We start from the raw sequence: 17570 nt of genomic DNA, 5'->3' as shown, positions 1-17570 counted from the left end.
AGCGCCCCCGACCCTCGTGTGCATGGGGACCAGTGTGCTCAGCCTGCGAATAGACGGTGACCTGCTCGAACGCCTGCGGCACCGGGCCGCGAAACGCGGAATGAGCGTCCAGGACTATGTCGTCCGGACGCTCATTCGCGATGACTTCGACGAGCGGTTCGAGGCCGCCGTGGAGGAGACGGAGCGGTTCTACGGGGTCACCTGACCGTTCCGGCCGGGCCCGGCGCGGCTCAGGTCAGACCCAGCGCCGGCATCAGGTAGTAGAAGGCGAACACCGCCGCCACGGCGTACATCGCCACCGGGACCTCCCGGCCCCGGCCCGCCGCCAGGCGCAGCACCACGAAGGTGATGAAGCCCATGCCGATGCCGTTGGTGATCGAGTAGGTGAACGGCATCATCAGCATCGTCACGAAGGCCGGCATGGCGATCGTGTAGTCCGCCCAGTCGATCTCCCGGATCGAACCGGCCAGGATCAGGAAGCCCACCGCCACCAGCGCGGGCGTGGCCGCCTGGGACGGGACCATGGTGGCCACCGGCGTCAGGAAGAGCGCCAGGGCGAACAGCGAGCCGGTGACGACGTTCGCGAAGCCGGTGCGGGCGCCCTCGCCGACGCCGGCCGTGGACTCCACGAAGCAGGTGGTGGCCGAGGAGGAGCTGGCGCCGCCCGCGGCGACCGCGATGCCGTCGACGAACAGGACCTTGTTGATGCCCGGCATCTGCCCCTCGGCGTCGGTCAGCTTGGCCTCGTCGCTGACGCCCATGATCGTGCCCATCGCGTCGAAGAAGCACGACAGCAGGACCGTGAAGACGAACAGGACGCCGGTCAGCACACCGACCTTGGCGAAACCGCCGAACAGGCTGACCTGGCCGATCAGCTCGAAGTCGGGGGTGGCGACGGGGTTGCCGGGCCACTTCGGGGTGGTCAGGCCCCAGGACGGGACGTCGGCGAGGGCCTCGATGACCACCGCGACCACCGTCATCGCCACGATGGAGATCAGGATCGCGCCGGACACCTTCCGCACGATCAGCGCCAGCGTGAGCAGCACGCCGAGGACGAAGATCAGCACCGGCCAGCCGTTGAGGTGACCGGTGGGGCCGAGCTGGAGCGGGACGGTGGTCTGGGCGGCGTCCGGGATGCGGGAGACGAAACCGGCGTCGACGAGTCCGATCAGCATGATGAACAGGCCGATACCGATGGCGATGGCCTTGCGCAGGCCGTACGGCACGGCGTTCATCACGCGCTCGCGCAGACCGGTGGCGACCAGCAGCATCACCACGAAACCGGCGAGCACCACCATGCCCATGGCGTCCGGCCAGGACATCCGCGGGGCGAGCTGGAGCGCGACGACCGAGTTCACCCCCAGACCGGCGGCCAGCGCGATCGGCACGTTGCCGATGACGCCCATGAGCAGGGTGGTGAACGCCGCGGTGAGCGCCGTCGCGGTGACCAGCTGCCCGTTGTCGAGCTGGTTGCCGTACATGTCCTTCGCGCTGCCGAGGATGATCGGGTTCAGCACGATGATGTAGGCCATCGCGAAGAAGGTGGCGAGACCGCCTCGGACCTCACGGGCGAGCGTGCTGCCGCGTTCCGAGATCTTGAAGTAGCGGTCGAGGGCGCCGTACGCGGGCGCGCCGCCCGGCTGCTCGGGCGCGGGAGCCTTGGGGGAGGCCGAGGTGGGCATTTGTTCTTTCCTACGAACAGAACCGGTCAAAGACAAACGGTTTCAGTATGAACATATGAGGGGCGAAGTGCTATCTCCGCGCGTAGACCCATTCGGCGTACGGGCCTCCGGACCCGCCTCGTAAGCTGTGCCCATGGCCGGTCTTTTTTCGGGATCCCCCAAGCACGAGGCGCCGGAGCCCCTGGAGGGCCCCGTGGTCGGCACCGTCACCGGCGGCACGATCGTCTGGTTCGTCCTCTTCCTGGCCCAGCTGCCCTTCTACGGCTGGTTCGACGAGCGCGGCCACACCTGGTGGCTGTGGACCTGTCTGGCCGGCGGCGGGCTCGGCCTGCTCGGCATCTGGTACGTCCGCAGGCGCGACGCCGCGATCAAGCGCGCGGCCGCGGCACGCGAGCAGACGAACCCGTAGGACCAACGGGAACTCCCCCGTACAACCGAGGAACTACGGACGTCCTCCCGTAGTCGGATCTTCACCCCACTCGGGGGGTGAAGGCCCAAATCCGCACGTACCGTCGAATGCATGACGCACATCGACGCGGGCGCCGATCTCGATCCCGCGCACCCCTTGCGCGCGACCTCCCCCACCACCGGACTCACCGCCGCCGAGGTCGCCGAACGGGTCGCGCGGGGCGAGGTCAACGACGTGCCGGTGCGCAGCAGCCGGTCGATGGTCGACATCATCCGCGCCAACGTCTTCACCCGGTTCAACGCGATCATCGGTGTGCTCTGGGCGATCATGCTGGTCGTCGCGCCGATCCAGGACAGCCTCTTCGGCTTCGTCATCCTCGCCAACACCGGCATCGGCATCCTCCAGGAGTGGCGGGCGAAGAAGACCCTGGACTCCCTGGCCCTGATCGGCGAGGTGCGCCCGACCGTACGGCGGGACGGGGTCGCCGCCGAGGTCGGTACGGCTCAGATCGTGCTGGACGACCTGATCGAGATCGGGCCGGGCGACAAGGTCGTCGTCGACGGGGTGTGCGTCGAGGCGGACGGGCTGGAGATCGACGAGTCGCTGCTGACCGGCGAGGCCGATCCGGTCGTCAAGCGGCCGGGGGACCAGGTCATGTCCGGCAGCTTCGTGGTCGCCGGGGGCGGGGCGTTCCAGGCCACCAAGGTGGGGCGCGAGGCGTACGCCGCACAGCTCGCCGAGGAGGCCTCCCGGTTCACGCTGGTCCACTCCGAGCTGCGCTCCGGCATCTCCACGATCCTCAAGTACGTGACGTGGATGATGGCCCCCACCGCCATCGGCCTGATCATCAGCCAGCTGGTGGTGAAGGAGACCGACTTCAAGGACTCCGTCGCCCGTACCGTCGGCGGAATCGTCCCCATGGTCCCCGAGGGCCTGGTGCTGCTCACCTCCGTCGCCTTCGCGATCGGCGTGATCCGGCTCGGCCGCAAGCAGTGCCTGGTGCAGGAGCTGCCCGCGATCGAGGGTCTCGCCCGCGTCGACACCGTCTGCCTCGACAAGACCGGCACCCTCACCGAGGGCGGCATGGACGTCACCGAGCTGCGCACGCTGGACGGCCACGACGAGACGTACGTACGGCAGGTGCTCGGCGCCCTCGGCGAGTCCGACCCGCGCCCGAACTCCTCCCTACAGGCGATCATCGACGCCTACCCCGACAACGACGACTGGCGCTGCGTCGAGGCGCTGCCCTTCTCCTCCGCCCGCAAGTACAGCGGCGCGTCCTTCAGCGAGGGCAACGGCGAGTCCAGTACGTGGCTCCTCGGCGCCCCCGACGTACTGCTCCGCGCGGACGACCCGAGCCTCGCCGAGACCGACCGGCTGAACGAGCAGGGCCTGCGGGTGCTGCTGCTGGCCCGCGCCGCCGGTGACCTGGACTCCCCCGAGATCACCCGGGACGCCAAGCCCGCCGCCCTCGTCGTACTCGAACAGCGGCTGCGCCCCGACGCCGCGGACACGCTGCGCTACTTCGCCGACCAGAACGTCGACGCCAAGGTCATCTCCGGCGACAACGCGGTGTCGGTCGGGGCGGTGGCGAGCAAGCTGGGGCTGGCCGGTACGACGGTGGACGCGCGCCGGCTGCCCGCCGACCGGGACGGGATGGCCGAGGCCCTCGACGAGGGCACGGTGTTCGGGCGGGTCACCCCGCAGCAGAAACGGGACATGGTCGGGGCGCTGCAGTCCCACGGGCACACGGTCGCGATGACCGGCGACGGCGTGAACGACGTGCTCGCGCTGAAGGACGCCGACATCGGGGTCGCGATGGGCTCGGGGTCGGAGGCCACGCGGGCGGTGGCCCAGATCGTGCTGCTGAACAACAGCTTCGCCACCCTGCCGTCGGTGGTGGCGGAGGGCCGCCGGGTCATCGGCAACATCACGCGCGTGGCGACCCTGTTCCTGGTCAAGACCGTGTACTCGGTGCTGCTGGCGGTCCTGGTGGTGTGCTCGCAGGTCGAGTATCCGTTCCTGCCCCGCCACCTGACGCTGCTCTCCACGCTGACGATCGGCGTCCCGGCCTTCTTCCTCGCCCTGGCGCCCAACAAGGAACGGGCCAAGCCCAACTTCGTGCGGCGGGTGATGCGGTACTCGATTCCGGGTGGGGTGCTGGCCGCGCTGGCGACCTTCGCGACGTATCTGATCGCCCGGCAGTACTACACGGGGCCCGGTGCGCTGGCCGCGGAGACGAGCGCCGCGACGCTGACGCTGTTCCTGATCGCGATGTGGGTGCTCGCGATCGTCGCCCGGCCCTACACGTGGTGGCGGGTGGCGTTGGTGGCGTCGATGGGGGCGCTGTTCGTGGTGGTGCTGGTGGTGCCCTGGTTGCAGGACTTCTTCGCGCTGAAGCTGGTGGGGATGACGGTGCCGTGGATCGCCGTGGGGATGGCGGTGGTGGCGGCGGTCGTCCTGGAGGTGCTGTGGAAGTGGGTCGACCGCCGCGTGCCCGCGTAGCGCCGGGGCGTTCTACTTGACGTCGACGAAGTCGCCCGCGGCGTTGACCGCCGTGGTCCTCGTCGTGCCCTTGAAGACGAAGCGGTAGTAGCCGTCCAGCGACGCCTTGACGGTCGTCTTCAGGTCGCCCTTGGTGTTGGTCTTGACGGTCTTGACCTTGGTGTACGTCGTGGCGCTCTTCTTGCGGAACTGCAGCTCCACCGGCTGGGTGGAGTAGCCGACGTACTTACCGGTCTCCCAGTTGGCGAGGGTGAGCCTGCCGGTGACGGTGAGGGTCTTGCCCTTCTGCACCGGCTCCGGCGAGGCGTTCACCGTCAGCTGCGAGGCACGCTGGACCAGGGTGGTGCCGAGGTCCTCCTTCTCCGCGTAACCGACCTTGGTGTTGTCGAACTCCTCGCCCGCCGGGTCCTGGCCGTTGAGCGCGGTGGCGGTGGCCGCGCCCTTCCAGGTGCCGGCGTTGGAGTTGAGCAGGTCTCCGCTGCCCGGGTAGATGTCGATCTTTCCGGTGCAGGTGGCGACGGTCGCGGAGTTGGCCGTGCAGGTGGCGGGCTTGACGCCGGTGAGGGGGACACTGCTCGGGGCGGCGAGCGAACCGCGGTAGAGGACGGGGTTGGTTATGAAGTCCTCTGCCTCGATGTCGACGTCCGCGCCGTGGGTCAGCCTGTAGGTGACCGTGGTGGAGTAGCGGCCGGTGGCGCCGACCTTGATCGCCTTGGTGACCCTGAAGTGGGAGAAGGTGACGTTCAGCGGGTACGGCCGGCCGGCGTCCGGAGCTCTGCCGCCGTCCCTGTGGGCGGCCTGGCTGATCTTCGCGAGCGCCTCGCGGTGGTCGAGGCCGTCGTCCCCGGCGGCGTGCACGGCCGGTACGGCGAGGGTGGAGAGGGCCAGGGCGCCGGTGACGGTGGCGACAGTGGCTCGTATGCGCATGCGTTCCCCAGATGATCGCGAGTGATCTCGAAGCCTGGTGGCTCACTTGATCAGATAGGCGAGTGAGGGGAACGGTTGCTCGGGCAGGTGAAGTTGGCGCACAGCGCGGGAGGGCCTAGACCTTCGGCCACATGCTCTTGCCGGCCGCCAGCGCGCCCTTGCCGTCACCCGCGTACAGGTGCAGGTCGCCGTTGTACGCCATGACCGCCAGGTCGGCCTTGCCGTCGCCGTCGAAGTCTCCGCCGACGACGGCACGGTCGAGAAGTACAACAAGCGCGGCAAGCACCCCGGGGAGTTCGACCCGGACACTGGTGCCCGGACCAAGCCCGCAGACCCGTCCCGGAAGGTAACACCGTGATCTTCCTTGTCACCCGCTACGCGAAGGACGAGGACTTCCCCGACTCGTCCACCGACGTCACCGCCGTCGGCGCCGAAGCCTTCGGCGAACTCCTGGGGATGCCGGCGGACCAGCTGGCCGACGTGTACCCGCTGAAGCAGGAGCACGCCGAGCGCTTCCAGCAGCTGACCCGTATCGCTCTCGACCTGGAGAAGTACGACTACTTCCTGGAACCCGAGGCGGACTGACGAAACGCGCAGGGGCCGTCCGAAGGGACGGCCCCTGTGGCGCGCTCGAACGGCTCAGTCGAACCAGCGATCCCGAGCCAGCTCCTCCGTCCGCGACGGATCCTCCAGCAGCGCCGCCACCTCGAACCGCCGCGGCCACTGCCCCGCCGCCCAGGCCAGCCCGGCCGCGACGCCCTCCAGGGTCGCCGCGTGCAGCACGCCGTCGTCGGTCAGCCGCCAGTCGATCTCCACACCGTCCACGACGAGCTCCTCGTGCTCGACGTACGACTGCGGGGTCCGCGCGCCCAGCAGCACCCGTACCGGCTCCGGTACGTCGTGCTCGGTGCCCTCGGAGTCCACCGAACCCGTCACGGACTCGCTCAGCCGCCGCACCTGGAACAGCTCCGCCAGCTCGACCGCCCGGGACGGCGGCACCGGCAGCAGGGGCACGCCCTCGGTGAAGGGCAGCAGGTCGGGCGAGTCGACGACCACCGCGTCGGCCGCGTCCACGACCTCGACCCGGCCGTCGACGACCGCGCGCACCTCGTCCGGGAGCGTCACCTGCTCGGGGTCCAGCTCGGCCAACGCGCCGTAGAGGGCGTGCAGTTGGGCGCCGGTGAGGGACCGCTCGGGGTCGGCGAGCCGGTCCAGCAGCTCGGCCGCGCCGCCCGGCTCGTCGAGGAGGGCCGCCACCGAGGTGCGTACGCCGAGCGCCCGGAGCACCTGCTCGTCGTGGAAACCCGTCGCGTCGGCCTCGTCGTACAGGCCGCGCAGGAGCGGGTCGCCGCCGGAGGCGAGGAGACCGGCCGGGCGGCGGCCGTCCAGCACCGGGTGACCCCGCAGCCACCACGCGGTGTACGGCCGTACGACCTCATGTGTGCCGTCGGGCAGCAGGATCCGTACCGGCTGCGTGAGCGCGTCCCGCAGCGGCGGCTGGGCGAGCAGGGCGAGGGCCTGCGGCCACTTGTCGTCGTCCACCAGGTCCAGGTCCCGTACGGCGACCAGCTCGGTGGCGACCGGCGGCACCGGCGAGTCGGGGAAGCGGTCGAGGATGTCCTCGCACCACACGTCCACCGCGTCCAGCAGACCGGGGTCGTCCGGCTCGGCGTAGTCCCCTTCGCGGGGCTCCAGTTCGTCGGGGTCGAGGACGACGTCGGTGGCGCGTACGAGGGCGAAGTTGACCAGCACACCGCACGCGGCGAGCGGCTCCTCGCCGAAGCGTTCGGCCAACTCGGCGTCGACTGCGGCAAGTTCGCCCTCGCGCATGACCCGCGCGAAGGGGCTGCCGGAAAAGACCAGTTCGCCTGCGGGGGCCGGCTCCCCCTCCTCGTCGGGGAGCGCGAGGGCGCCCAGCCAGGGTTCGTCACCGGGTTCGAGACCGGCGTCGCGGACGAGAGAGAGGACGGTGTCCGCCAGCTCCTCGGCGTCCAGCGCGTCCTCCTCCCAGGACGGGCCGCCCTCGTCGTCGAGGGAGCCCGCGACCGCGGCCCGCACCTGCGGGGTGGTCAGGACCGCGCGGGGTGTCGCGGGCAGCGCGCCCAGCTTCTCCAGCAGCGGGTGCGCGGCGTCCGGGTGGGCGACCTTCAGGCCGAGCCGGGCGAGGATCTCGGGGTCGATACGGACGGCGTCGGGGGTGGGGAGGAGGACCTGGCGGGGGCCGATGGTCGTACGGCCGTCCGCCAGCGGTACGGGCAGGCCGGAGAGCCGGTCGGGGTCGACGCCCGCGAGGCTGTCGTACAGCCGCCGCCACCAGCCGGGCTCCTTCTCCAGCCCGGCCAGCCGGTCGACGGCGTCGGTCAGCCGGACCCGGGCGACGCCCAGCGTGCGCAGCTCCACCCGGCGCTCCAGCCCGGCGGGCAGCAGGGTGGGCAGCACCTCGGCGAGCACGCGCACGGTCTCCGCCCCGGCGCCCTCGACGACCTCGGCGTCACGCGGCCGCAGCGACTCGGGCAGGTCCTCGTCGGGCCCGGTACCGGCCGGAGGCAGGAAGGACGTGCGCGGCAGCCGCTGAAGGATCGCCTGCCGCAGCGCCCCGTCCAGTTCGCCCTTGCCCAGCGGGCCGGGCACCAGGTCGATGATCCCCTCGGTCACCGGCCGCCACTCGGCGAGCAGTTCGGCGTACGCGTCGGCGGCCTTGCCGACCAGGAAGTCGGTCAGCGGGCCGGGGGCGGCGTGCCGCCGGGTGGTGTCCAGCGGGAAGGACGCGATGAGCAGGGCGGGCACGCCGAGGGGCTCGTCGCTGGGGGTGGGGGCGTGGACGACGGGGCTGGTGCGCGGGCGTGCGGGGGTGTCGTCGCCGTCCACGGGCACCGCCCAGGTGAGCGACCAGTACGGGCGCAGCCGCTCCTCGACCGGCCGGTCGGCGAGCAGTTCGGGCGTGAGCGGCCCGTGCGCGGCGGCGGTACGCCACCGAGTGGTGCCGTCCCGCGAGTCCTCCACGACGGTCAGGGCACCCTCGGCCCGCCGACACAGCGTGCGGGGAGCGTCGGCGCCGATCTCGACGACGACCTCCTCCAGTCCCGACAGGGTGAGCAGCAGGCTGTCGTCGACGGCGTGCAGGAGCCGTTCGGCCAGGTCGGCGGCGGCCGCGTCGCGCAGGGGCAGGATGACGACGGTGTCGTACGGGTCGGGAGCGGTTCCTTCGGCGGCGAACGGCAACCGCAGCAGGGGTACGTGACCGTCCCGGCGCCGGATCTCGTCGCCCAGCCCGGGGCTGTGCCGGGCGGTGTCGGCGGCGAGGTCACGGGCCTCGGCGAGGGACCAGCGGACACCGCCGTGCCGGCCGACGACGGCGGGCTCGTCGGTGACAGCGAGGACGGCCGCGAAGCCGACGCCGAACCGGCCGACCGTCGGCGTGTCCCGCTTGGCGGAGGCCCGCAGCGTGGCCAGCGACTCGACGCCGGCCGCGTCCAGCGGGGCGCCGGTGTTGGCGGCGACGAGGACACCGTCACGGAGGGTGAGACGCAGCCGGCCGGGCACGCCGGCGCGGGCGGCCGCGTCGGCGGCGTTCTGGGCCAGCTCGACGACGAGCCGGTCCCGGTAGCCACCGAGGACGAGGTCCTCCTCGGCGTTGGCGTCCTCCCGGAACCGCGCCGGACTGGTGGCCCACGCGTCCAGCACTCCGCGCCGCAGCCGGGCGGTGCCGAACGGATCGGCCCCCTCGGCCGCCGGCCGCACGAACTTGCTCACGTTCACTCTCCTCATCGCCGTGAGGAGAAGGTATCGCGAGCACGGGACGACGGTGACTTCACCATGTCAGCGGCGCCGGCCGTCTCGGCCGTCCGGCGTTCGAGGAAGAGGCCGCAAGGCCGAGGGGTCTGGGGGCGCGGCCCCCAGGGACCGCGACCACCCTCACACCCGCACGCCTACGAATGCCCCAACTCCGCCGCCGACTCGTCGGAGACCTCCGGCACGGAGCCCGAATCACGCGCCGGTCGCAGTGGAAACGGATCCACCCGCGTCTCGTCGATCACCGGCGGAGCCGGCTGCGGCGGCTTCGGCATGACCGCCGCCTCGGAGTGCCCCCCGCACCCGTACGAAAGCGACACCATCCGGCCGTCGGCCGGTGAGAACTCGTTCGCGCAGACCCCGAAGGCCTGCCCCAGCGACCCGCCGATCGGCACCAGGAAGCCACAGGAGACGCACGCCGCCGGAGCCGCCTGCGCCATCTGCGTCTTCGGGCCGAACGCCTCCTCCCAGCGATCGGCGGCCACATGCAGCCCGTACCGGGACAGCACCCGGGCCCGCCGCATGCCCAGTTCCTCCGCGACCGCCGCGATGGAGCCGCGCGTGGGCGCGGTCGGCAGCGTCGCCGGCGGTCCGGCGGTGACCTCGGCGTCCTCGGCCTCGACCAGCTCCGCCATGTCCTCGGAGACCGCGGCGTTCGGCAGCGGCGCCTCCTCGCCGGACCAGCCCGGCTCCAGCCGCAGATCCTCGGCGTCCGTGGGCAGCAGATCCCCCGGCCCCATGTCGCCGGGGCGCAGGCGCTCGCTCCACGGCACCCACTCCGGCGCCAGCAGCGCGTCCGGGCCAGGCAGCAGGACGACCTCGTCCAGCGTCACGACCTTCGCGCGCGACGCCCGCGCCACGGTCACGGCCCAGCGCCAGCCGCGGTACCCGAGCTCCCTGCACTCGAAGAAGTGCGTGACAACGCGGTCCCCCTCGGAGGCCAGACCCACGTGCTCCCCGACTACGCCGGGCGCGGCGGCCTCCTCGGCCGCGGCGCGGGCTAGATCGACGGCCTCGGCGCACAGGCGGTCGGGGGTGCGGCTTCGCGTTGTCGCTGCGCTCACAGGTATCGCTTCTCTCCTACGCCGTCTCTCAGTGCGCCTGCCGGAAGGCGACGGGGCGGACGGAGCGGACCTGGGGACCGCGTCGACGTCCGCGCCCTGTCGCGCTCGGGCGCACCTGTGTCATCCATTCTGCGGGATGGCCGAGAGGCGCGCGGCCGAGAACGTTCGCCACGGCGCGCTACGCACGCTACCCCTTCACCGCCGCTGGGCCTACACCGGCGGGACATGATCACCACGAAGTGCGCGTCCATACGCGCCGGAAGCACACTACCGACGCCCATCTCAGGGCACTATGAACGTCGTGGCAACCGCAAGGTCGCCCCAGGGCACCTCCGGGACGGGTGGGGTCAAGGGGAACAACCAACGCGGCGGAGCAGGCCGGACGGGCGGCCGGCTCCGCTCGGTCGGCCGTGCCCTGCACTTCCCGGTGACCGGCCCCGCCCGCGGCATCCGCAAGGCCACGCACGCGCACGGCGCCGGCGAGTCCGGCCTCGGCAAACTGATCGAACTGCACGGCGTGAACGGCGCCGGCGACGTCATGATCACCGTCGCCCTCGCCACCACCGTCTTCTTCGCCGTGCCCACCGACGAGGCCCGCGGCCGCGTCGCCCTCTACCTCGCGATCACGATGGCGCCGTTCACGCTCCTCGCGCCGGTGATCGGCCCCCTCCTCGACCGCCTGCCGCACGGCCGCCGCGCGGCGATGGCGGGCGCGATGCTGGCCCGGGCGCTGCTCGCGCTGGTGCTGTCCGGCGCGGTGATCACCGGCAGCATCGAGATGTACCCGGCGGCGCTCGGCGTTCTCGTGGCGTCCAAGGCCTACGGGGTCGTACGCAGTGCCGTCGTGCCCCGGCTGCTGCCGCCCCGCTTCTCCCTGGTGAAGGCCAATTCCCGGGTCACCCTCGGCGGCCTGCTCGCCACGGGGGTGGCCGCGCCGATCGCAGCGGGACTCCAGGCGCTCGGCCCGCGCTGGCCGCTGTACGGCGCCTTCGTGATCTTCGTCGCCGGTACGGTCCTCTCCTTCTCCCTGCCGCACAAGGTCGACTCGGCCAAGGGCGAGGACACGGCGCTGCTCGCCGCGGACGAGGCGCATCTGCACGGGCCGCACCGCAAGCCCGTCAAACGCCCCGGCCTGCGCACGGTCGGCATCGCGGTCACGCACGCCCTGGCCGTGAACGCGGCGATCCGCTGCCTGGCCGGGTTCCTGATCTTCTTCCTGGCGTTCCTGCTGCGTCAGCATCCGCTGGCCGGGCAGAGCGCGGCGGTGTCGCTGGGCATGGTGGCGGTCGCGGCCGGGGTGGGCAACGCGCTCGGCACGGCGGTCGGGGCGTGGCTGAAGGCGCGGGCGCCGGAGGTGATCATCGTGACGGTCGTCGCGATCGAGCTGGCGGTGGCGGTCACGGCGGCGCTGTTCTTCAGCGCGTTCCTGGTGGCGTGCCTGGCGGCGGTGGCCGGGTTCTCGCAGGCGCTGGCCAAGCTGTCGCTGGACGCGCTGATCCAGCGGGACGTACCGGAACTGGTGCGCACCTCGGCGTTCGCGCGCTCGGAGACGCTGCTGCAGATGTCCTGGGTGCTCGGGGGCGCGATCGGCATCGCCCTGCCGCTGAACGGCACCCTGGGCATGACGGTCGGCGCCGTCGTCCTGGCCACCGGCTGGCTCACCACGGTCCGCGGCCTGCTCACCTCCGCCCGACACGGCGGCCGCACACGCCCACGAGTCGCCTGACCCCGCCCCCGGCACAACGGCGTCCAGACCCGCGAGTGACCAGCCCCCGCCCGGGCACAGCAACGCCCGCCCCGCGAGTCGCCAGCCCCGCCCCGGCACAGCAACACCCACACCCCCGAAGCGCATGCCCCCGGCACAGCACAGCAACACCCACCACCGCGAGTCGCCAGCCCCCGGCCCGACACAGCAACGCCCACACCCGCGAGTCACCAGCCCCCGGCCCGACACAACAACACCCACACCCCCAAAGCGCCTGACCCCCGCCCCGGCACAACGGCGTCCAGACCCGCGAGTGGCCTAACCGACGGCACGCCCCTTACCCCCGCATGGGGAGGGGACTGGACGCGCCCGATAGCCTTCGACCATGACCATGCAATCCGCTGTGCGACGCCGCCGCGCCGTCGCCGCCGCCGGCGCCGTTTCCGCCGGACTGCTTGTCCTGTCGGCCTGCGACAAGCCGTCGCCCGTGTCGACGATCACCGTCGGTTCCAGCTCGGTCAACGCCGAGGCGACCTGCTACAACGACGGCGCCGCCGTGAAGACCAGCGAGCTGGCCGAGTGTCTGAAGGACACCGACATCAAGGCCATCTCGGTCGACCCCGACGAAACCGTCCGCTTCGGTGTGGACCCGGAGATCGCGGACAAGGGCTGGACGATCCTGATGAACGGCCAGCCGCTCACCGACGCCAGCACCAAGACCTACCGCACCATCCCGGGCAGCGTGTTCTTCAACGCCCAGTACGGTGCCCAGGGCAACTCCACGCTGGTCTCCATCAAGGAGGGCGAGCAGGAGGTCACCGGCGTGTGGTCCTTCAAGCTGAAGAAGGACGCCTGATCACGTCCGCCGCCGCACGCATCCTCGTGGCCACCGCGGTCCCCGCCGAACGGGACGCGGTGGCACGGGCCTTCCCGGGCCACGCCACCGAGGTCCCGCTGCCCGGCGCCGCGGTCACCCCGGTCACCCCGGTCACCCTGCACCGCCTCCCCGCCGGCCCCGACCTGCTCGCCGCCGGTGTCGGCCCCGCCCTGGCCGCCGCCCGCACCGCGACCGCCCTCACGGCCGCCGCCCTGCACGGCAGGCCCTACGCCCTGGTCGTCTCCACCGGCATCGCCGGCGGCTTCGTACCCGAGGCGCCCGTCGGCTCCCTGGTCGTCGCCGACGAGATCACCGCCGCCGACCTCGGCGCCGAGACCGCCGAGGGCTTCCTGCCGGTCACCGACCTGGGCTTCGGCACCGTCACCCACCGTCCGCCGGAAGCACTCGTACGGGACGCCGCGACCGCCACCGGAGCCCGCCCCGGCACGGTCCTCACCGTCTCCACGGTGACCGGCACCGCCGCCCGCGCCATCGCCCTGCGCGCCCACCACCCCCGTGCCCTCGCCGAGGCCATGGAGGGCTTCGGCGTCGCCGAGGCCGCCGCCGCGCACGGCACGCCCGTGCTGGAGCTGCGCGCGATCTCCAACCCGGTCGGCCCGCGCGACCGCGCCGGCTGGCGGATCGGCGAGGCCCTTCAGGCCCTCACGGACGGCTTCGGGAAGCTGGCACCCGTACTGGAGAGTTGGAAACCGGCATGAGCCGACTGCACATCGCGTACTCCCCCTGCCCCAACGACACCTTCGTCTTCGACGCCCTCGCCCACGGCCGCGTCCCCGGCGCCCCCGGCCTCGACGTGACCTTCGCGGACATCGACATCACCAACGCCATGGCCGAGCGCGGCGAGCTGGACGTACTGAAGGTGTCGTACGCCGTGCTGCCGTACGTCCTCGGCACCTACACCCTGCTGCCGTGCGGCGGCGCGCTGGGCCGGGGCTGCGGCCCGCTGGTGCTGACCCGGGAGCCGGGCGTCGACCTGACCGGACGCACGGTCGCGGTGCCGAGCGAGAAGTCGACGGCGTATCTGCTGTTCCGTCTGTGGGCCGCCGACACGCTGCCCGGCGGGGTCGGCGAGATCGTGGTCATGCCGTTCCACGAGATCATGCCCGCCGTACGGGACGGGAAGGTCGACGCGGGCCTCGTCATCCACGAGGCGCGCTTCACCTACCAGAACTACGGCCTGCACAAGCTCGCCGACATGGGCGAACACTGGGAGCACACCACCGGGCTGCCGATCCCCCTGGGCGCGATCATCGCCAAGCGGTCGCTGGGGGCTGAGACGCTGACGCGGCTCGCGGACACCATCCGCACCTCCGTGCAGATGGCCTGGGACGACCCCGAGGCGTCCCGGCCGTACGTCATGGCACACGCCCAGGAGATGGACCCGGCCGTCGCCGACCAGCACATCGGGCTGTACGTCAACGAATTCACCGCCGGCCTCGGCGAGGACGGCTATGCGGCCGTACGCGGGCTGCTCACCCGTGCGGCGGCCGAGGGGCTGGTACCGCCCCTCGGCCCGGATGCGCTGGATTTCCCGTAAAACCGGGCTCAAACGGGTTTAACCGGGGCCAATCGGGCTTGGACCGCCGGGTTCAAACGGCTTTTATACGTCGAGCTGGTCGGCGACCGCGCGGAGCAGGCCGGCGATCTTCTTGCCGGAGGCCTTGTCGGGGTAACGGCCCTTTTCGAGCATCGGAGTGATGTTCTCCAGGAGCGTGGTCAGGTCCTGGACGATGGAGGCCAGCTCGTCCGGCTTCTTGCGCTGCGCCGCCGCGACCGACGGGGTCGGGTCGAGGATGGTGACCGAGAGGGCCTGGTCGCCGCGCTGCCCGGCGACGACTCCGAACTCCACGCGCTGTCCCGGCTTGAGCGTCTCGACTCCGGCGGGGAGAACCGAGGAATGGACGAAGACGTCACCGCCGTCGTCACGGGAGAGAAAGCCGAAGCCCTTCTCGCTGTTGAACCACTTGACCTTGCCGGTAGGCACGTCTGTCCTCGTCCTCGTACTCGTCGGAAAACTGCTTCTGAAACGGCTCTTGATAGCACTTGGGCGGGTCGTCCGTGACCCGCCGGTACCAAGGCTAATGGTCTTCAGGCCGGTGACAAGACGTCGCCCGGTTGTTCCTTCGCGCTGGGAACTACCCTGGTCCGGTGCGTGACAAAACCCAACCGAATTCCGCCGCGCCCGGTGACCGACTGATCCGTGCCGGTGCCGTCGTCTTCATCGTCGGAGCCGTGGCCACTCTGGTCACGGTGGCTCCGCTGTTCCTCGGTACGACGCCTTTTCCGACGTACATGTTCGGATTGAGCATGCTCATGGGGGCCGGCTTCCTGATCGCCGGAGCGGGGCTGCTCCGGTCGATCGCGGCGGGGCGGCGTCAGGCGCGCGGCGCGTCGAGATAGGCCGAAAGCCATGCCGGGAACTCACCCAGGCCGGTGAGCACGACGTCCGCGCCCGCCGCCGTCAGCTCCTCGGCGTCGCACGGGCCGGTCGCCACCGTCACCGACAGCGCCTCGGCGGCGCGGGCGCCGCGGATGTCGCCGGTGTGGTCGCCGACGTAGACGCCCGCGCCGTGCTCGCGCAGGGCCGCCGCCTTCGCCTCCGCCCACAGGTTGCCGACCACCGCGTCGGGCTCGATGCCGAGGTGGGCGAGGTGCAGCTTGGCGTTGGGCTCGTACTTGGCGGTGACCACGACGGTCCGTCCACCGGCCGCGCGCACGGCCTCCATCGCCTCGTGCGCACCGGCCATGGCGGGGGTCGCGGCTATGGCGATCGTCGGGTACATCGCCCGGTAGACATCGGCCACCGCGGGGACCTCGTCCGCCGGGAACCAGTGCCGCAGCTCCTCCTCCAGCGGCGGCCCCAGCCGGGTGATGGCGAGATCGGCGTCGATGTACGCCCCCGTCCGCTCGGCCAGCGCCAGGTAGCAGGCGTGGATGCCGGGGCGGGAGTCGATGAGCGTCATGTCGAGATCGAACCCGACGGTGAGGGGGCGCGAGGTCATGCGGGCCATTGTGCCGAGTGAACGCGGGGGCGAGGTGAACGGGGTCCGGGGCGGGGCTCAGCTCTTCCTCTGGGACCGCCACACCAGGAACAGCGCCGACGCCACCGCCGCGCCCCGCAGCACCCAGGGCCAGGTCTCGGCGAGGGCGTCGTTCATCCCGCCGTCGGCGATGGGGGTGCCCCAGCGGCCGTCGAGCCTGCCCCACAGCCAGCCGAAACCGGCGGCGAGCGCGGCGCCGGGCAGGATCATCACCGCCCACTTCATCTCCCACCTGGTCAGGCGGCGGGAGGCGTACGCGATGAGCCAGCCGACGGCCAGCGGGAGCAGATTGCCGAGCACGGCACCGGCGACGAGGAGGGCGGCGGCGAGCAGCAGGAGGGGGTTGTTCCAGTCGCCGGGGGACGGGAGGAGCCGGCGACGCGGGGCGGGCTCGCCGGCGTCGGTCTCGGCCTCCGTTTCGGCCTCCGGGGCCGCCGGCCGGGGCTCGGCGTCCTTCTTCTCCTCCGGCGGCCTGAGCAGCTCCGGGATCTCCACGCCGCCGACGAACCCGGGCACGCTGTCGCCGACACCGAAGGGGCTGCTGTCCACCCGCCACCAGTCGGGCTGGGTGGCACTGTCCCCGAGCTCGTGCTCGCCGGCGCGGTGCGGCGGGGCCGGGGCGTCGGCGGGCGGGGGTGGACTCTCGGGCTCGGCGTGCCGGGGCCCCGGCACGATCCGGCGCAGCCCCCTGCCCTTCGACTGCGCCGCCTTCTCCCGCTCGTCCTGCGTGTCCTGCTTGTCCCGCTGTACGGGGACGGCGGCGGCCGGCGCCTCCACGGCACCGCCACCGTCCCCCGCAGCGGTGACCACCTCGTCCGGGCTGCCGATGCGGGCGAGGATGCGGCGGACGGCGGCGGGACTGTCGACGACGGCCTTGGCGCGGCGCCGGTCGATCTCGTCGCGCAGCTGGGAGACCAGGCGCATGCGGGTGGCGGAGGGCAGCTGCCGCTGCTGAGCCACGTCACCGACGCGGCTCAGGTACTCGTAGACGACCTTGTCGCTCTCGATCCCCACGCTGTCCCCTCCGGGGCGGGTGTGCCGGATTGCCCGTATCGCACGACGTTAGCGCAGGCTGGGGGGACCGACGCCACGTCAGGTGGGCTCGCAAATGAGCGGGTTCTCCGTCTGGGCACAGCTCGAACTGCCGTTCGTGCGGAGGATGTCCTGGCCGATCTGACTGTTGAGGAAGCGCAGGAAGGATGCGGCGATGGGCGTGGCCCGCGGGTCTCCGTAGGTGTAGGCGTACTCGGTCTGCCAGTACGGGTAGGCGCCTTCCCGGACGGCGGCGACCGAGGCCGCCTGGCTGTCGATCCGCACCTGGATGAGATCGATCCCGTTGTCCCGGGCGGACCGGAACCAGAGGAACGCGGTGAGGGCGATCGCCACGCTGCCGATCGCGACCAGTTTGTCGAAGTCCAACCACACCGCCGGATCCCCCAATCCTCGTACTGCGTCGCGCAGTTGACAGAATGCCCAGAGTGACCAGCGTGATCCGGGTGCGGTCGGCGTCGGAGTAATCCTCCGGAGGAAATTCACCCGGACGTCAT

18 protein-coding genes and 1 pseudogene are annotated in these 17570 nt (G+C 71.8%); 10 read left to right on the top strand and 9 right to left on the bottom strand.

From position 1 onward, the window contains the following. The first annotated feature begins 22 nt into the window (after positions 1 to 22). Positions 23 to 205 carry a ribbon-helix-helix protein, CopG family gene (locus I2W78_RS21870; protein WP_196461962.1) on the top strand — a complete coding sequence of 61 codons (183 nt, stop codon included), beginning with the start codon at positions 23 to 25 and terminating at the stop codon, positions 203 to 205. 25 nt (positions 206 to 230) lie between these two features. On the opposite strand, the gene I2W78_RS21865 is transcribed toward I2W78_RS21870, so the two are convergent. Continuing rightward, positions 231 to 1682 (bottom strand): NCS2 family permease, encoded by a 1452-nt coding sequence (locus tag I2W78_RS21865; RefSeq protein ID WP_196461961.1) that lies wholly within the window; start codon positions 1680 to 1682, stop codon positions 231 to 233. 133 nt (positions 1683 to 1815) lie between these two features. Between I2W78_RS21865 and I2W78_RS21860 the strand changes: the two genes are divergently transcribed. Further along, complete coding sequence (locus I2W78_RS21860) at positions 1816 to 2091, top strand: DUF2530 domain-containing protein (RefSeq protein WP_196461960.1); 276 nt, start codon at positions 1816 to 1818, stop codon at positions 2089 to 2091. Positions 2092 to 2202: 111 nt separating this feature from the next. After that, positions 2203 to 4596 (top strand): HAD-IC family P-type ATPase, encoded by a 2394-nt coding sequence (locus I2W78_RS21855; protein ID WP_196461959.1) that lies wholly within the window; start codon positions 2203 to 2205, stop codon positions 4594 to 4596. 12 nt (positions 4597 to 4608) lie between these two features. On the opposite strand, the gene I2W78_RS21850 is transcribed toward I2W78_RS21855, so the two are convergent. Beyond that, positions 4609 to 5523 (bottom strand): hypothetical protein, encoded by a 915-nt coding sequence (locus I2W78_RS21850; RefSeq protein WP_196461958.1) that lies wholly within the window; start codon positions 5521 to 5523, stop codon positions 4609 to 4611. A 115-nt stretch (positions 5524 to 5638) separates the two neighbouring features. After that, positions 5639 to 5809, bottom strand: coding sequence for an FG-GAP-like repeat-containing protein (locus tag I2W78_RS40640; RefSeq protein ID WP_307783728.1), 171 nt, complete (start codon positions 5807 to 5809; stop codon positions 5639 to 5641). 3 nt (positions 5810 to 5812) lie between these two features. On the opposite strand from I2W78_RS40640, the pseudogene I2W78_RS41720 reads away from it, so the two are divergent. After that, positions 5813 to 5881 (top strand): annotated as a pseudogene (locus I2W78_RS41720) (hypothetical protein); the annotation flags it as partial. Beyond that, the gene (locus tag I2W78_RS21840; RefSeq protein ID WP_196461956.1) at positions 5878 to 6108 is read left to right on the top strand and encodes a DUF7683 domain-containing protein; all 231 of its coding nucleotides are present in this window, start codon (positions 5878 to 5880) and stop codon (positions 6106 to 6108) included. The pseudogene I2W78_RS41720 and the gene I2W78_RS21840, both read left to right, overlap by 4 nt. A 54-nt stretch (positions 6109 to 6162) precedes the next feature. Here I2W78_RS21840 and I2W78_RS21835 read toward each other — a convergent pair whose 3' ends face one another. Both I2W78_RS21835 and I2W78_RS21830 read right to left on the bottom strand, forming a co-directional pair. After that, a complete protein-coding gene (locus I2W78_RS21835; protein ID WP_196461955.1) occupies positions 6163 to 9276 on the bottom strand; it encodes a sacsin N-terminal ATP-binding-like domain-containing protein in 3114 nt (1037 codons plus the stop codon). 176 nt (positions 9277 to 9452) lie between these two features. Continuing rightward, positions 9453 to 10379: a DUF3027 domain-containing protein gene (locus I2W78_RS21830; RefSeq protein ID WP_196461954.1), complete on the bottom strand. Its 927-nt coding sequence runs from the start codon at positions 10377 to 10379 to the stop codon at positions 9453 to 9455. Positions 10380 to 10680: 301 nt separating this feature from the next. On the opposite strand from I2W78_RS21830, the gene I2W78_RS21825 reads away from it, so the two are divergent. The 4 genes from I2W78_RS21825 to I2W78_RS21810 all read left to right on the top strand — a co-directional run bounded on the left by I2W78_RS21825 (position 10681) and on the right by I2W78_RS21810 (position 14519). Next, positions 10681 to 12105 carry an MFS transporter gene (locus I2W78_RS21825; protein ID WP_196461953.1) on the top strand — a complete coding sequence of 475 codons (1425 nt, stop codon included), beginning with the start codon at positions 10681 to 10683 and terminating at the stop codon, positions 12103 to 12105. A 364-nt stretch (positions 12106 to 12469) separates the two neighbouring features. Next, a complete protein-coding gene (locus tag I2W78_RS21820) occupies positions 12470 to 12940 on the top strand; it encodes a DUF2771 domain-containing protein (RefSeq protein ID WP_196461952.1) in 471 nt (156 codons plus the stop codon). Continuing rightward, on the top strand, positions 12910 to 13680 hold the full coding sequence (locus tag I2W78_RS21815) for a futalosine hydrolase (RefSeq protein ID WP_307783726.1): 771 nt from the start codon (positions 12910 to 12912) through the stop codon (positions 13678 to 13680). Before I2W78_RS21820 ends, I2W78_RS21815 begins: the two co-directional genes overlap by 31 nt. Continuing rightward, entirely contained in the window at positions 13677 to 14519 is an 843-nt protein-coding gene (locus tag I2W78_RS21810) for a 1,4-dihydroxy-6-naphthoate synthase (RefSeq protein ID WP_196461951.1), read from the top strand. Before I2W78_RS21815 ends, I2W78_RS21810 begins: the two co-directional genes overlap by 4 nt. A gap of 63 nt (positions 14520 to 14582) precedes the next feature. On the opposite strand, the gene I2W78_RS41455 is transcribed toward I2W78_RS21810, so the two are convergent. Beyond that, complete coding sequence (locus I2W78_RS41455) at positions 14583 to 14966, bottom strand: cold-shock protein (RefSeq protein ID WP_186284442.1); 384 nt, start codon at positions 14964 to 14966, stop codon at positions 14583 to 14585. Positions 14967 to 15130: 164 nt separating this feature from the next. Between I2W78_RS41455 and I2W78_RS21800 the strand changes: the two genes are divergently transcribed. Continuing rightward, positions 15131 to 15382 carry a hypothetical protein gene (locus I2W78_RS21800; protein WP_196461950.1) on the top strand — a complete coding sequence of 84 codons (252 nt, stop codon included), beginning with the start codon at positions 15131 to 15133 and terminating at the stop codon, positions 15380 to 15382. Here I2W78_RS21800 and I2W78_RS21795 read toward each other — a convergent pair. The 3 genes from I2W78_RS21795 to I2W78_RS21785 form a co-directional block, all read right to left on the bottom strand. Further along, positions 15358 to 15993 carry an HAD family hydrolase gene (locus I2W78_RS21795; protein ID WP_196461949.1) on the bottom strand — a complete coding sequence of 212 codons (636 nt, stop codon included), beginning with the start codon at positions 15991 to 15993 and terminating at the stop codon, positions 15358 to 15360. The two genes, I2W78_RS21800 and I2W78_RS21795, sit on opposite strands and share 25 nt — an antisense overlap. A 48-nt stretch (positions 15994 to 16041) precedes the next feature. Further along, the gene (locus tag I2W78_RS21790) at positions 16042 to 17037 is read right to left on the bottom strand and encodes a hypothetical protein (protein ID WP_196461948.1); all 996 of its coding nucleotides are present in this window, start codon (positions 17035 to 17037) and stop codon (positions 16042 to 16044) included. 78 nt (positions 17038 to 17115) lie between these two features. Continuing rightward, positions 17116 to 17448: a hypothetical protein gene (locus I2W78_RS21785; protein WP_196461947.1), complete on the bottom strand. Its 333-nt coding sequence runs from the start codon at positions 17446 to 17448 to the stop codon at positions 17116 to 17118. Between the last annotated feature and the right edge of the window lie 122 nt (positions 17449 to 17570).

Origin of the sequence: Streptomyces spinoverrucosus, from assembly GCF_015712165.1 — a bacterium.
GTDB classification, from domain to species: Bacteria; Actinomycetota; Actinomycetes; order Streptomycetales; family Streptomycetaceae; genus Streptomyces; species Streptomyces spinoverrucosus_A.
This window is presented reverse-complemented; position numbering and strand designations above follow the sequence as displayed.

Bases quoted from the DNA above. Each gene is read 5' to 3' on its own strand.
- I2W78_RS21810 (WP_196461951.1), top strand. From the start codon at position 13,677: ATGAGCCGACTGCACATCGCGTACTCCCCCTGCCCCAACGACACCTTC.
- I2W78_RS21865 (WP_196461961.1), bottom strand. From the start codon at position 1,682: ATGCCCACCTCGGCCTCCCCCAAGGCTCCCGCGCCCGAGCAGCCGGGC.
- I2W78_RS21795 (WP_196461949.1), bottom strand. From the start codon at position 15,993: ATGGCCCGCATGACCTCGCGCCCCCTCACCGTCGGGTTCGATCTCGAC.
- I2W78_RS21870 (WP_196461962.1), top strand. From the start codon at position 23: ATGGGGACCAGTGTGCTCAGCCTGCGAATAGACGGTGACCTGCTCGAA.
- I2W78_RS21855 (WP_196461959.1), top strand. From the start codon at position 2,203: ATGACGCACATCGACGCGGGCGCCGATCTCGATCCCGCGCACCCCTTG.
- I2W78_RS21850 (WP_196461958.1), bottom strand. From the start codon at position 5,523: ATGCGCATACGAGCCACTGTCGCCACCGTCACCGGCGCCCTGGCCCTC.
- I2W78_RS21860 (WP_196461960.1), top strand. From the start codon at position 1,816: ATGGCCGGTCTTTTTTCGGGATCCCCCAAGCACGAGGCGCCGGAGCCC.
- I2W78_RS21820 (WP_196461952.1), top strand. From the start codon at position 12,470: ATGACCATGCAATCCGCTGTGCGACGCCGCCGCGCCGTCGCCGCCGCC.